We start from the raw sequence: 14,605 nt of genomic DNA on the forward strand, positions 1-14,605 counted from the left end.
CCGTTTACATTCGCTTCAAGCCATGGCAGAATATCAACTGGACTGAGCATTGCTGGAATCTCCTCTTGAGGTTTTGGTGCTAGATCGAAACTGCTCAGTCCATTTTTGATCAAATTTGGCGCTACGTCAACAGCTAACTATCTGCCACGCAAACAATTGCAAAGAATCGAAAACTGGGGATCACTCAGGTTCATCCCGGTTTACGGCTACCTACGTTCAGGGGCAGCACAGCTTTCCAGGACGGAAACTACCAACCACGAATGGACACGAATTTACGAGCCGTGGCTAAGCCGGTAAGGCCGAAAAAGACGCTCGAACCGGATGAGCCGACGTGGGAACTCCGGTTACCAGGCTCCCCGTTCCCGCAGCACGCATTCTACCCGCCCGAGCAACTGTCCCGCCCGGGCCCGATTGGTGTGGTACTGGAGAAAGTGGCGACGGCCCACCTCCGCGATGGCCTGAACTTCTTCCGGCCGGTTCAGATAGTAGTCCACCTTTTCCACGAGTTCTTGCAGGTCTCCGAAGAAAGCGGCGTGAACGCCGTCTTCGAAATTATGGGGGATGTGAATGGGGAGCCGGTCGCTCAGGAGCATGCAGCCCTGCGCGGGCAACTCCCAGTAACGGACGGTGTCAAAACCCATGCCAAAGCAGTTGAGGCCGATACGGCTGTCGCGGATCCGGGCCTGGTAGGCTTCCTGCTCAAATTGGGTGCTCAGATTCCATCCATAGCGCTCCTCCAGTGTTTCCAGGTATAAACGCCGCTGGCCGAATCTGCGATGACCCGCCCAGAAGAAATCGTGGGAACGGCGGCCCACAGGCGCCCGCAGCCCGAGCGACTCCGAATAGGCGAAGGGCATGGGCCAGGTATTGGGCCCATAGGCTACGCATCGGTGCATCTCCCGCTTGAAGTAACCGGCAAACTCGGGCAGGCCGAGGCGCTGCTGGACCCGGTAGCGAAAGTTCCCCATTTCGTCCAGACCGTCCATGAGAAAGACCGGACAATCGCCCCGGGCGTCGAGGATGTCCCGCACCTCCTCCGGGGGCAGGCTGCCCTCCACATCGCCAAAGAGGATAAAGTCAAAGGCCCTTTGGCGCAGGGCGTCGCAGATGCTTTGCAGGGTTTCTCCGGTGCCAAGGCGGTTGAAGCGGCAGGGATAGTGGCGGTGTTCGGGTGTCTCTCCGCCGTGAAGCGTGGCCTTCCAGGGGTAGTCGATCACATTTTCGTCCCCCAGGCACGCACACAGCCCGTCATAGAGCACATCGAGACCGTAGTGCGGTCGGGGATGAAGCAGGTAGAGCACGCGGAAGGGGCGGGTTCCGTCCCAGGCCGGAACCGTTGCGAAAGGGTTGGCGGTTGAACCGGACATGGCGCCAGGACATTCACGGCGGCGGCTCACCACCTCCGATGGGGCCACATGCGCGGCGGTTCGGAGCATCCGCCCGGCCATTTCCGGGTCGCCGGCACGGTCCCAGCATTCCGCCATGGCGATGCCGGGCGCTGGATTTCGGGGATCCGCGTCGGAGAGCTGGTAGAACTCGCTCAGGGCGCGGGTGAGCAGGTTGGATTGGTCATGCCCCTGAACGACGCGGATCCATTCCGCCAGCACTTCGAGCCTGGCAAGCCCCACTGTGGTTCTGGACGCGGGATTGACCAGATAGGGCTGCGGGATCTGCTCCAACACGTGGTACGCCGCTTCGGGCCGGGCGGCCTCCAGCAGTTCTCTCGCATGCTGGACTGGATTGTAGGCGGCGGTAACGGCCGCAATCAGAAGACCTCGATGGGTTCCGTCCGGGGTCTGAGGGTCTTCGAGGGGCCAACGCTGATACACAAAAAAGCCGCGCCGCCCGAGCTCCGCCACAAGATCGCGTTCGAGCTCCTCGATGGACTGGGTGCCGGGTTCCGCGAAGGCGGGCTCTCCGAAGAGTGCGTATACCAGCCCCTGCACCCGAAGCTTCGGGGCCAGTTGCTCCAGCCAGTCCAGTGCTTCGGCCGACGACGATTCGATACTGGAAAGGAGCAGCGCATCGAGACCGCCTTCCGGCAGGGTCGATATCTCTTCGGGCGTGCGGACGACGGCATCCAGCAACTGTTCGGCTACCCGGGCGAGGCGCAATCGCCTGACGGCCCCGATCACCTGCGCCCCGGGGCGCTTCTTCAGGAGGTATCCCGTGGCGGCGCAACTCTCCCCCGCGACCGCAACACGAACCATATGGTCGGGTATATTGGCCAGCAAGCCGAGGTAGGCGGGGTGCAGGTGATTCGGAACATATTTCAAGAGGTCGTCAAGCATGGGCGATTCGCTGGGGCGGGTTAACCGCCACCGCCGTCTAGTTTGCCGCGCAGGGCCATCTTGTTCACTTTGCCGTTGGGCAGCAGGGGCAAGGCGCTTTCAATCGTGAATTTCTTGGGCACCTTGAAATTGGCCAGATGCAGTTTGCAGTGTTCGCGCAACGCGTTCGCATCCACGGTCTGGCCCGCCTTGAGCATGACGAAGCCGTGCCCCGCCTCCTGGTAGAGCGGATCGGGGACACCGAGTACGGCGGCGAAGAGCACGGCGGGGTGGGATTCGAGCACCTCCTCCACTTCTCGGGGAAACACGTTCTCACCGCCCGACTTGTACATTTCGCTGCTGCGCCCGGAAAGGAAAATGTAACCTTCTTCATCGACCCACCCGAGATCGCTGGTGTAGTACCAGCCCTCGCCATCCAGCACTTCGCGGGTGGCCTTGGGATTGTTCAAATAGCCCTTCATGACGCTGGGACCGCGCACGGCGAGTTCGCCGACGGTTCCCGCGGGTACGGGATTCCTGGCGGCATCGACGATCTTGAGTTCGAAGGGCGGCACGACTTTCCCAACGGACTTCGCCATCCGCTCGTTGTCTTCGTCGCCCGTGGTATACGTCACGAATCCGCACAGCTCGGTCGAGCCGTAGCCCGTGAGCAGTCGGGCGCCGGTTTTCGCGGCAATGCCCTTGAGCACATCGAGCACGAGCTGGGGCACGCCGGCCCCTCCCCATACGAAATGGGTCACGTGGCTCCAATCCATATCCTTGAACTTGGGCGCCTGGAACTGCATGAGAAACATGACCGGCACCTGGCCGACCATGGTGATGCGTTCCCGCTCGATGATCTCCAGGGAGGACTGGGGATCGAAGTGGTCCATGAATACGAGGGTGCTCCCGCCCATGGCCGCCGCGAACCCGATTTCCACATCGGCCGCTACGTGGTTGATGGGGAAATGGAGGAGCAGTCGGCCCTGACGGCCGATTCCGAAAAAGGCCATCTCGGCGCGTATGTTTTCAATGATGGCGCGGTGGGTCTGGAGGACGCCCTTGGGCTTGCCGGTGGATCCGGAGGTGTACATCAGAAGGACTTCGTCCGTCTCGCGAACTTCGGCCGCCCGTTCCGCGAGGGCCTCCGCGAACTCCGGACGCTCCCGGTTGGTCCACTCCTCGAAGGGCGTGAAATCGGGATGGGGCTCTCCGATGACGAGTATCTTGTGTATGCTGGGAAACTCCTCGGCAAAGGTCTGGCCCGCGGCGATGAGGTCGATGCCGAGGTACTCGTGGAGCGTAATCAGCAGGGAGGGCTGACAGTGGCCGACGATGTAGCGGAGTTCGTCCGTGGTGAATTTGGGCGACAGGCCGAGCCAGGTGGCACCCACCTTGGCGGCCGCCATGAAGGTGATCATAAACTCGGGACGGCCCATGGAAACCATGGCGATGCGGTCCCCCCGTTGCACGCCGGCCTCAAGAAAGGCCCGCGCGGTGCGGTCTATCCGCGCATCGAACTCCGCCCAGGTCATGCGCACATCGTTGAAGACGAGTGCCTCGCCATCGGGGATCCGTTGCGCCCAGTAACTTACATGCTGCCAGAGCAGCGTACCAGCCATTTCGGCCATGCCAGCCTCTTTTCCGATGAGATTGATTTATGATGTCAGGTTAAGCACGGCCCGTCCATCGCGAACAGCCAATTCGCCTGCTGCCGTCTTCACTTCAAAATAGACTGTTTTGCGCCCGGAATCCAGCCCGATCCCCAGGACGGACAGGGTCACCGTCGAGCCGGGCACGACCATGCCCCGAAAGGCGCCGTGCAGTTCGGCGAGCACTCGGGGGTCGGCTCCCCCCTCGCGGTTGAGAATTTCGCGCAGCGCCAGGCCAAGCGTGGCGGTGCCTTGATAGATCGTCGCGGGAAGCCCGACCTGCCGGGCGAACGCGGGAGAGGTGTGAATGGGAAAGGAAATGTTGCTGCAGGCGTCGTAGATGTGGGCCGCCAGCGGCTCGACCTCAATGAGCATCTCCCAGGCCCCGCGCAGATTGGCGGGCGCCGGCGCGGGCCGGGGCAGGTCGGCGTGGACGCGCTCCGTTCCGGTGAGGGTAACGCCACGAAGCAATCCGGTCACGTACTCGGTAAACAAGGCCTCGCCCCGGCGGTTTCGAGCGTCATAGCGGAGGGTGGCCAGGGTGCCCGCGCGGTGGTGTGCGAGTGCTTCGATGGCGCCTGTGATTTCCAGATGGGTTTCGGTATCCATCGGGCGGTGCCAGAGAATGGATTCGTTGTAGTGAACCTGCCGCGCCCGCACCTCCGGAGCGATTCCCCGCCCTTCCCATGCGCCTTCGAGGTCGGACGAAAGCGGCCATGTGAGTGCGACGGCAAGCATGGGGTGGGCGAGAATTCCCTCCGGTCGGGTGTCATCGAAATACCAGGGGTTGCCGTCCCCCAGGCCGGCGGCGAAGTTCATGCACTGACGCGGTGACAGGGATGTATGAAGCGGCCTGCAGGCGACGCCTTCGACGTCGGTGGAGATTTCCAGGCGCCCGCCACTCATGGACGACCGGTCCGAAGGCCCGACACTTCGGCGAAAGCGCGGCGCTCAATCCCGCTGGGGGAGCCCATGTTCCCTGCTTCGACCATGCTTTCCGAAATCCTCTCCCGTGGCCGCGCCGCGCTGTCGGTCCCGGCCCTCCGGGCTACCGGCCGACGCTGAAATAAGTGAACCCATGCTCGACCATGTCTTCCGGATTGAAGAGATTGCGACCGTCGAAGATAACGCGCTCGGCCATGAGCTCCGCCATGCGCCCAAAGGCGGGTCGGCGGTAGTTGCTCCATTCCGTGGCAATGACGAGTCCGTCGGCCCCCTGCAGGGCATCGTAGGACTTCGCCGCCACGACAATCCGCCCCTGGTAGCGCGCTTCCAGGGCGGGCCCCGCCACGGGATCGTGGGCCTGCACTTTCGCGCCCCGGGCCAGAAGACTATCGATGATGCGCAGGGCGATGGAGCCCCGTATGTCGTCCGTGCGGGGCTTGAAGGTGGCCCCCCAGAGGGCGATGGTCTTCCCGGCGATGTTGTCGCCGTAGTAGTTGAGAATCTGATGCTCGAAGCGCTCCTGGCAGCGCAAGTTAACGGATTTTACCGCCCGTATGAGGTCGGTGTTGACGCCCTGTTCCTCCGCGAAGCGAATGCAGGCGTCCACGTCGCCGGGCAGGTGGACGCCGCCGTAGCCGAGGCCGGGAAAGAGAAAGGTGCTCCCTATACGGCTGTCGGTGGCGACGCCTTCCCGGACTTCGCTTACGTTGGCCCCGACCGCCGAGCAGATTTCGGCGAGCTGATTCATCATGGAAATGCGGGAGGCGAGCATGACGGTGGTGGCGTACTTGGCCATTTCGGCGCTGGCCTTGCTCATGAAGAGTATGGGGCGACCGGTGCGCAGAAAGGGGCTGTATATCTCGCGAATAAGCTCTTGAACACGGACATCCTCGCAACCGACCACAACGCGGTCGGGCTGCATGAAGTCGTCTATGGCCTTGCCCGCCTTGAGAAAGTCGGGATTGACGATGATGTCGTAGGGCTGCTTTGTGTGCTGGTGAAACACCGCGTCCAGCGCGGCCGCGGTGCCGGGCGGGCAGGCTCCCTTGTTGATGAAAAGCCGGTAGCCGGGCATGAAGGAGGCCACCCGCGCCGCAAGCTCCAGGACGCCGGTGGTGTCCACTTCGCCAGATTCGGCGACGGGCGGGTTCACGCAAAACAATATGCAGAGACAGTCCTGGACGGCGGTCTTGAGGTTGGTGGTGAAGGCGAGGCGCTCTTCTTCGATGTTGCGTGAAAGGAGCTCTTCGAGGCCGGGCTCATGAAAGGGAACTTCGCCCGCCTGAAGGGACGCTGCGCGGGCCTCGTCCTGCTCCACACAAACGACCTGATGTCCGGATTCCGCCAGGCAGGTCCCCACGACCAGGCCCTGATAGCCCGTACCCACGATAGCAATTCTCATTTACACACTCCGCGCGCCCGTCACGAACCCATGTCGGCGGCAAAACTCTGATCTTGTTGAACGCGATTCGCCGCGGGCGGGGGAAGGAAAGACGCGTTTCCGTGCCCGAAAGCCCGGAAACTAAAGACCACCGCGCCGGATCGTACCAGCATCCACGGCGGACCTTCAACCCTCGGACGCGCCGCGAACCGCGCAATCACATCGGATCTTTCCATGCGGCTTCTTCGGCCGCCACCTCCAGAGAGCGCATGAAGCGCCGCACACCGCCGGTCACGTCGTCGTGGTAGATGGCGAACATCTTGTCCAGATTCGTGATCTGGAAGATTTCGAGGATTACTTTGGATACGCCGCAGAGGCGCAACTGGCCCTGGGCCTCCTGAATCGCCTTGTTGATACGCAACAATTCCGTCAGCACCGCGCTGGAGAGATAGTCCACGTTCTCAAAGCTCAGCAGCAGGTTGATTCCGGTGTTGCCTTCAATCTTTGCGACCACTTCGTTGCCGAATTCGGCGACGTTGATGGCGCTGAGCACGCTGGTCGTGCGGATGGTCCCCACGACGATCTTGCCCTGCACCTCGAATTCCACAATACGATCATGGGCTTCACTCATACCCTGCATTCCTCCTCAATGGGCGGTCCGTGCCCGCCAGGCCGAGGTTGTCAACACCACTGCTTCTAATGCGCACACGCCGCGCGCCCGTCCGTCAGCACGCCTTGCGCCGGAAGGACATCTCCAGACAATGGGCGGCGGTATCGAAGGTCACGTGTTCCATATAGTGCCGGATAAGGCAGATGCCGCGGCCACCCAACTGGTCGCTCTCGGGCAGGGCCACATCGTCCACGCGGAACCCGCCACCTTCGTCTCTGACTTGAATCACACATTGATCGTCGCGGGCGGACATGACGATCCGCACGCGACGGCTCGCGTCGCCGTGGTTGCCGTGGCGCACCGCATTGACCAGCGCCTCTTCGAGGCAAAGGCGGATGCAGGGCACCTGCTCGCCAAGAATCCAGTCCCCGTCGAGCAAGGCGTCCACCGCACGATCGAGGGTGGCTGTCATGGCCTCGAAGGTGCTCGGAAACTCCTCGCTGAAAAAGGACGTACTCACAACGATGAACGCACTCCATTAACCAAATCGGAACGGCTCGCCGCGCTCGGGGCCAATACCCCGGATGGCAGCGAAAAACGCCCCCACTCCTCGGACCTGAAGATTAGCACACAAGCCGGCGGAACGCCAACCGCCGCGCGGGACAACAACGCAGCCCGGCGGGTGGGTCCGCCGGGCTGAAATAACGTGTTGTTCTTGAACGGCGGCGACTACCGCGCCGCGGGGGCTTCACCTTCCGAGGGGGCCTCGGTCGGCGCGCCCTCCACCGTGGCGCCGTCGGCGCCGACGGCGGCTTCCGCGGCCGCTTGGGACGCCGCGATGGCCGCTTCGAGATCTTTGAGATAGATGGTCCAGCGAGCTGTAAGCCAGGTGTCTTCGAGGGCTCCAATGGCGCGGACTTCACGGATAACGTTGGTGATGCGCGCCAGACCGGGGTCCATCGCGGTCGGGCCCCCGGGCACCATGGTGGCCGCCGCCATGCCCTGCTCGATAATTCCCGAGTTGAGCACGATCGTCTGGTAGACGGGTTTCTCGATATCCATCGGGGGTTCCATCGCGGCAAAGAGCGGGGAAGCCTTCTGGGCCTTGTGGAGATCGATGACGGCCTTCGCCCCCTCCTCGCTGGTGGTCGCCAGCAGGATATTGTCCACGAAGCTCAGGTTGATATCCATGCCGATCGGTGTGGGCAGTTTGCCAATCGAATAGCCTTCGTGCTCGACGCCGGCCTCCATGGGAACAAACATCTGCAGGAGGCCCTGGGTGGCTTCGGGCTGGGCCAGGCCCACCATGGCATAGATGACGGGAAGACCGGCCTGGGCACCGGTGATGCCAATGGAGAGTTCATCGCCGATCTGGCTGATGACCTGCGTGGCCATACCGGCGCTGGCGGCCGCGTTGGCGTCGCTGGAGGCGCCGAGAACCGGAACGACTTCTTCCAGGAGCTGTTTCTTGTACTCTTCCGTAAAGCGCAGGCTGATCAGGGCGAGGGTGTTCTCGGGAAGATAGCGCGCAAGACGGAGCGGAGCGGGCTGTCCCGTTTTCTCCATCATCCCGGGATGGGTGGTGCTGTCCATCCGGGAGAGGAGCTCGATTTCGCCGTCCGTGATGGATGCGGTGAGCACCATGGGGTCGTCGCCGCCTTCGGTGAACATGGATTTGTACTTGATCATCTGCGCGGCCACGAGGGGCTCGGCGCCGCTGTCAAGGCCCAGGAGGGGTATCGCCGTCTCGAACATGGGCAGGAAGCGACCACCGTAAACCAGCGCCACGGCCTCATCCGCAACCTTGGGCGGGCACGCTACGGTGCCGTAGCGGAACGTGGCGGGGTCTTTCACACGCTTCGCGGCGCCTCGGAGCAAATCGAGACTGCCGAAGACGATTTGCTTGTCGGTGGTGAAGTAGCCCCAGATTTCCCGCGTGGTGATGCTGACGCCGTCCACGTCTTCGGTGCCCGCCGCGAGGGAAGCGAGTTCGCCGTCGGCCGCCGCGATGCGCTCGATCTCGGTGCGGGCCTTCTCCGGATCCGTCACGCCAAGCACCACGACCCAATCGGGTTCGTCGGCGTTTTCAAAGAAGTCGGGCTGAAATTCCGGTTCGTCCGCGGATTCTTCCGGGGTGGGTTCGGAGCCCTCCGGGGAAGCGCCGGGCTCGGCGGGCGCGGCGGCGTCTTTTGCCGCCTGCTCGGCCTCCATGGCATCGTATTTCGCCTTGGCCTCGGCAGCCGATTTAACGGTCTTGCTTACGTCCACAAAAGCCGCCACGGGCGCGGCGGGATCGACACCCAGCGCGGCCGCCAGGGCCTCGTAGGTATCGGCCTGAACGCCGACCTCGTCCGCGGCGTCGTACATGAGGTGCTTGAGCTCCGTGTCGATGTCCCGTTCGGGCTCCGACAGGGCCTTGACCAGGGGCACAATGCGATCGCGAAGTCCCGGCAGGGCGGGCAGCGCCACGGCAATCTGGGCTTCCGCCGGCATGAAGGCGAGGCCGGGAAGGGTCGACGGTACGGTCTCGGCCATGGGCGGGCCGGCGGGCTTGGCGGGCTCGGCCACCTCGGCGGGCCGATCGGACGGAACGGCCACGACTTCTTCCGCCGGCGGCGCCTCTTCCTCCTCTCCGCCGCAACCGGTGATTATCGCGGCTGCGCTGAAAAGCAACAGGGGGGCCAGCAGGAGCTGTAGCAGGTATTTCTTACGTAGCAGGTCTGACATGTAGTGGGTTCCCTCCCCATCGGGGATTGGCTTTTGTTAGGGCCTCGCGTCGTGTGCGGGCCCGGGTCCTTCGTTCTGCGCTTGGCGGAGATCGCATGCTCGACCCCACGTTGCCATGGAGGCGGGGCGGGGAAACCCGCTCCAATCATCCAATACTATCCTACCGTTCAGTATGAACGGCGTCACGCATTCAATCAAGTTATGCAATACTGAAGACCGCGCTACTTCGCGCCGAGGTAGGCGTCCAGGTTTTCCCGATAGTAGTCCCGCGTGCGGCCAAGGCCCTCCTCCAGTGTTGTTCGGGGCACCCAGGGAATCGCCGACTTAATACGCGTATTCGAGATCGACACGTCGCCCACGTCCATGGCCGCCCAGTCCTTTGGCCAGGGTACCTGATCGACATCGCCCTTGCCGACGACCGCCACGACTTTTCGCGCGAAATCGACGATGGAATATTCGCCGTCGCCCGCCGCGAAATAGACTTCCCCGAGGGTCGACTCCGTCAGGGCCGTGGTCAGGAGCGCCTCCACGCAGTCGTCCACATACAGCACGTTGCGCTTCTGGACGCCGTCGCCGTAAATCGTGAGATGGCGGCCTTGCAACGCGAGTCCGATGAAGAAGTTGAGCACGCCCGCGTCGCTGCTCTTGATATTGGCACGGGGCCCATAAATATTGGCGAGACGCACGACCGTAGTCCGGAGCCCGTGCACACCGTGGTAGATGAGGTGATATTTCTCGGCCACGCTCTTGTTGGCCGAGTAGATGTCCAGGGGAAATTCCGGGTGCATCTCGTCTATCGGGGCGTGGAGCATGGCGCCGCACTGGGTGCTGGTGCCGATATAGACCACCCGCGCGGTGGGATTGTCCTGGCGCACCGACTCCAACACGTTCATCGTGCCCTTGCAGTTGATGGCGATGTCGAGGAAGGGATCTTTGAGCGAATAACTGTGGGAAGTGTGCCCCGCGCAGTTGAAAATAAAATCCTGACCCCGCACTTCACGGTTGACGAGGTTGTAGTCGCGGATATCGTTGTGGACCACGCGGATCGTCCGCAGGTGCGCACCCAGATTGAGCGGATTGCCGCCGCCGTGCTCCAGCAGGGAGTCGTACACGGTGACTTCGGCCCCGAGAGAGAGACACGTCAGCGCAAGGTTGCTCCCGATGAAGCCGAGTCCGCCCAGCACCAGCACACGCTTGCCCGAGAGGCCCGCCCGCATCGTTTCATCCATGAAAATCGCCTCGTTCAGGCGGCGCGTCTCCGCGCACGCGCCGGATGTATCCCTCAGGACGGAATTTCTTCCAGAATCTCGATGCCCGCACTGGTGCCGATGCGCGATGCGCCGGCCTTCAGCATGGCAATTGCTTCGCCATAGGTCCGAATCCCGCCCGCCGCCTTCACGCCCAGTGCATCGCCCACGACGGACTTCATCAGCGCCACGTCTTCCGGCGTTGCCCCGCCGTGTCCGAAGCCCGTGGAGGTCTTTACGAAGGCCGCACCGGCGCGCTTGCTCATCTCGCAGACGGCGATCTTTTCGTCGCGCGTGAGGTAGCTGGTCTCCAGAATGACCTTGACGGGTACGCCCTTGATGGCCTTGACCACCGCGGCAATCTCCCGCTCGACAAAAGTAGGGTAGCCTGACTTCAGCGCACCGATATTGATGACCATGTCGATTTCGTTGGCGCCGTTGCGCACCGCGTCCTTCGCCTCCTCCACCTTCATCTGGGCGGTCGACGCCCCGAGGGGAAAAGCGATGCACGTGGAAACGCCAACCCGGCTGCCCGCCAGCTTCTTCGCGCAGAAGGAGGTCCAGGCCGGATTCACCGCCACCGTGGCAAAATTGCAGGCCAGGGCCTCGTCGCACAATTCGCGGATATCGACTTCCGTTGCAAAGGCCCGAAGCTGGGTATGATCGATCAGCCGGGCCATATTCGCTCGTTTCAAACCACTACTTCCTTTATTCCTCCGGCCGGGCCGGGCTGCACCGCGCAGTTTGGGTGCTATGGTATCACGGATGGCTCGCCAACGGAAAACAGTTGACAGTGGACCTGAAGCTGACGGGAGCCTGTGGGTCGTGTGGGTCTTATGGGTCGTATGTGGATACCTGAATTCAACTATCAACTATCAACTGTCAACTATCAACTGTCAACTATCAACTGTCAACTGTCAACTGTCAACTATCAACTTTCCCATGCTAGACTCTGTTCTAAAACGTTAACTCCAGCAGGCAGGAGCGTTGCGCGCTTTCGCGCGAACCTCGGAAGGACACCGTCTCATGAATGAAAACGAGTACTTAACCGATCTTGCGGGCAAGCCGCTCCTCTCGCGGGTAAAGGGTTACCTCAAGCTGAGCGGACCGGGGTACATGCAGAGCGCCATGACCCTGGGCGGGGGCACGATCGCCTCGTGCGTGCTCATGGGCTCGCTTATGGGTTATCAACTGCTCTGGGTGCAACCCCTGGCCATTTTTCTGGGACTGTGCGTCCTGGCCGCGGTGGCCAAGCAGACGTGCCAGACCGGTGAAAAGCCCTATGGCGTCTTCTGGGACCGGCTCCACCCGGCCATGGCCCTGGCCTGGGGCGTTGCGGCGCTGGTGGCGACGGTGCTGTGGCACATTCCCCAGTATTCTCTCACCGCCAATGGGGTGGTCGAACTGGCCAACGGTGTGGGCGTGGATCTTTCCAGCAACGTCGGCCGCGGCTTCATCGGCATCACCGTACTGGCGGCGGCCTGCTTCGTGGTGCGGCTCTATGACCAGGGAGCCAAGGGACTCAAGGTCTATGAGCTATTCGTAAAGGTGCTCGTGTGGGGTATCGTCATCGCCTTTGCGTTGGTGGCCTTCAGCACGCCCATCAACTGGAAAGAACTCTTCCTCGGGGTGACCGGCATCAGTTTCTTCAGTTCTTTGATGGCGGGCACAGTTCCGCCCGAAGCCGTCAAGCCCGTTGTGGGGGGTATCGCGGCCGCCGTGGGCATCAACATGGTCTTCCTCTACCCCTATTCCCTTCTGAAAAAGAACTGGGGCAAGGCCCACAAGGAGCTGGCCTACTTCGATCTCGTCAGCGGTATGATGATTCCGTTCCTTTTCGCCACCTCCTTCATGATTATCGCCGTGGCCAATACCATCGGCCCGGAACCCGGCGCCACCGGCACGCTCCTCCGGGACATTCGCGCCATTCTCCCCGTGCTTGAGGGCACCCTCGGCAAGCTGCTCTCCCTCCTGCTGATCGGCCTCGGCATGTTCGCCATCGGCTTCTCCACCATCATCACTCACATGCTCGCGAGCGGATTCATCGGGTGCGAACTCTTCGGCTATGAGTACAAGGGCAAACCCAAGATGTGGTTCACCCTGCTGCCCGCCGTCGGCGTCCTCGGCGTGCTCTATCCCTTCCCGTGGTACGCCGCCGTCACCGCGTCCACCCTGGCCGCCCCGCTCATGCCCGTGGCCATCGTGGGCTTCATCATTCTGCTCAATTCCCCGTCCTACATGGGCGAAGCCATGCCTCGGGGCGGCAAGCGCCTCTTCTGGAATGTCACCCTGACTACCGCCGTGGTGGTCATGTGCGGCGCGGCCTTCCTGGGCCTCAAGGACAACTGGGCCGACCTGAAGAAGAACCTCGCCCCGAAAGAGGAGGCCGCGGCCCTTCTATTCCCGCCCGCCCATGCCGCGGAAGAGAAGACAGAGATGCTGAAGCAGGTGGTCACCCGCAATCTCATGGCCACGCAATTCGAGATCACCCTCTATGCTCCGGCGGATAAATTCAGCGCCACGAGTCTGGCGGATATCGGCATGGCGGCCCTGGATCGCATCGACGAACTGGAGCGCCGCATCAGCGACTGGAAAGTGGACAGCTTCACGGCCAAAGTAAACAGGCTGGCCGCCACGGAGCCGGTGGAGGTCCATCCGGATCTGCTGGAGCTCCTGAGGATTTCGGAGGATGCGTATAAAGAGACGGGCGGCGTGTTCGACGTGACCGTCGGCCCGCTCTTGAAGCTCTGGGGCGTTTACCGGAAAGAGCAACATTTCCCGAGCCAGGAGGAAATCCAGGCCACCCTCCAGAATGTGGGTTTCGACAAGGTCAAGGTGGACTACGATAAACGGATGGTACAGTTCACCCAGCCGGGTGTGCGCCTCGACTTCGGCGGCATAGGCAAAGGCTATGCCCTCGACGTGGTGGCGCCCATGATCAAGGCGGCCGGCATCGAAAGCGCCCTGCTCAGTGGCGGTGACAGCTCCTACGTGGCCATCGGCGCTCCCCCCGGCACGGAGGGCTGGACCATTGTAATCGACAAGCCCTATCCGGATGGGGAGAACTTCATTGACAAAGTGACCATCCGGGATGAAGCCTTCACCACCTCTTCCGGCGAAGGGCGGGTGTTCGAAAAAGACGGCAAGCGCTTCAGCCACATCTTCGACCCGCGCACCGGCGATCCTGTGGCGGAGACCCTCGGCACGATGATCATCACGCCGAGCGGCGCCTGGGGCGAGGTGCTCAGCAAGACCCTCATGATCTTCAATGAAGACGAAGTGCGGGCCTGGTGCGAGAAGCACCCTGAAGTAAAGGCGATCAAAGTGGACCTTGTGGACGGGAAGCCGAAAGCGGCGAAGTTTAACTTTCCGGATTGAGTGGGAGCGTGGGCGATCAGACGGATCGGACCGATCTGACGTATCTGATCGATCGGTCTGATCGGTCAGATCGGTCAGATCGGTCAGATCGGTCAGATTCACTTTTACCTGCCAAAACTTCGCCCCAGCCGTTGTAAAGAGCAACCAGACTTTCGGCGCAACCACCGCACTCAGGGGAAGCACCCGTGGTGGCCTTTTTTTCACTTATGTGCGTCAGCCCCTGAAACTCTTTCCCTGTCGCAGGTATATATGCTCGTGTGCGTTGATGGAGCACAAGACCGGGGGTGATGGGCACGCGATACGGCCGCATTCAGGCGCCGAATTGGTCCAAGCGCGATCCCCCTCCGGACTCCCCGACGCCTGATCCCCAACCAAACAGAACCTGAAACAGGGAG

At 62.2% G+C, this 14,605-nt stretch carries 10 protein-coding genes; 1 reads left to right on the top strand and 9 read right to left on the bottom strand.

The window, feature by feature from the left end:
• Positions 1-344: 344 nt before the first annotated feature.
• From JNK74_14085 to deoC, 9 genes are all read right to left on the bottom strand, one after another.
• On the bottom strand, positions 345-2,291 hold the full coding sequence (locus JNK74_14085) for a glycosyltransferase family 1 protein (GenBank protein ID MBL7647312.1): 1,947 nt from the start codon (positions 2,289-2,291) through the stop codon (positions 345-347).
• 20 nt (positions 2,292-2,311) lie between these two features.
• Positions 2,312-3,901, bottom strand: a complete 1,590-nt coding sequence (locus tag JNK74_14090; GenBank protein ID MBL7647313.1) for an acyl--CoA ligase — start codon at positions 3,899-3,901, stop codon at positions 2,312-2,314.
• 27 nt (positions 3,902-3,928) lie between these two features.
• Positions 3,929-4,828 (bottom strand): hypothetical protein, encoded by a 900-nt coding sequence (locus tag JNK74_14095; protein MBL7647314.1) that lies wholly within the window; start codon positions 4,826-4,828, stop codon positions 3,929-3,931.
• Positions 4,829-4,970: 142 nt separating this feature from the next.
• The gene (locus JNK74_14100) at positions 4,971-6,269 is read right to left on the bottom strand and encodes a UDP-glucose/GDP-mannose dehydrogenase family protein (protein MBL7647315.1); all 1,299 of its coding nucleotides are present in this window, start codon (positions 6,267-6,269) and stop codon (positions 4,971-4,973) included.
• Positions 6,270-6,465: 196 nt separating this feature from the next.
• Complete coding sequence (locus JNK74_14105; GenBank protein MBL7647316.1) at positions 6,466-6,879, bottom strand: STAS domain-containing protein; 414 nt, start codon at positions 6,877-6,879, stop codon at positions 6,466-6,468.
• A 94-nt stretch (positions 6,880-6,973) separates the two neighbouring features.
• Positions 6,974-7,378 (bottom strand): ATP-binding protein, encoded by a 405-nt coding sequence (locus JNK74_14110; protein MBL7647317.1) that lies wholly within the window; start codon positions 7,376-7,378, stop codon positions 6,974-6,976.
• Positions 7,379-7,587: 209 nt separating this feature from the next.
• Positions 7,588-9,585, bottom strand: coding sequence for a hypothetical protein (locus tag JNK74_14115; GenBank protein ID MBL7647318.1), 1,998 nt, complete (start codon positions 9,583-9,585; stop codon positions 7,588-7,590).
• A 221-nt stretch (positions 9,586-9,806) separates the two neighbouring features.
• Positions 9,807-10,814, bottom strand: coding sequence for an NAD-dependent epimerase/dehydratase family protein (locus tag JNK74_14120; GenBank protein MBL7647319.1), 1,008 nt, complete (start codon positions 10,812-10,814; stop codon positions 9,807-9,809).
• A gap of 53 nt (positions 10,815-10,867) precedes the next feature.
• Positions 10,868-11,512: a deoxyribose-phosphate aldolase gene (gene deoC / locus JNK74_14125; GenBank protein MBL7647320.1), complete on the bottom strand. Its 645-nt coding sequence runs from the start codon at positions 11,510-11,512 to the stop codon at positions 10,868-10,870.
• Between the two features lie 346 nt (positions 11,513-11,858).
• On the opposite strand from deoC, the gene JNK74_14130 reads away from it, so the two are divergent.
• Positions 11,859-14,210 (top strand): FAD:protein FMN transferase, encoded by a 2,352-nt coding sequence (locus JNK74_14130; protein MBL7647321.1) that lies wholly within the window; start codon positions 11,859-11,861, stop codon positions 14,208-14,210.
• Positions 14,211-14,605 lie beyond the last annotated feature (395 nt).

The organism is Candidatus Hydrogenedentota bacterium (assembly GCA_016791475.1).
GTDB lineage: Bacteria > Hydrogenedentota > Hydrogenedentia > Hydrogenedentales > JAEUWI01 > JAEUWI01.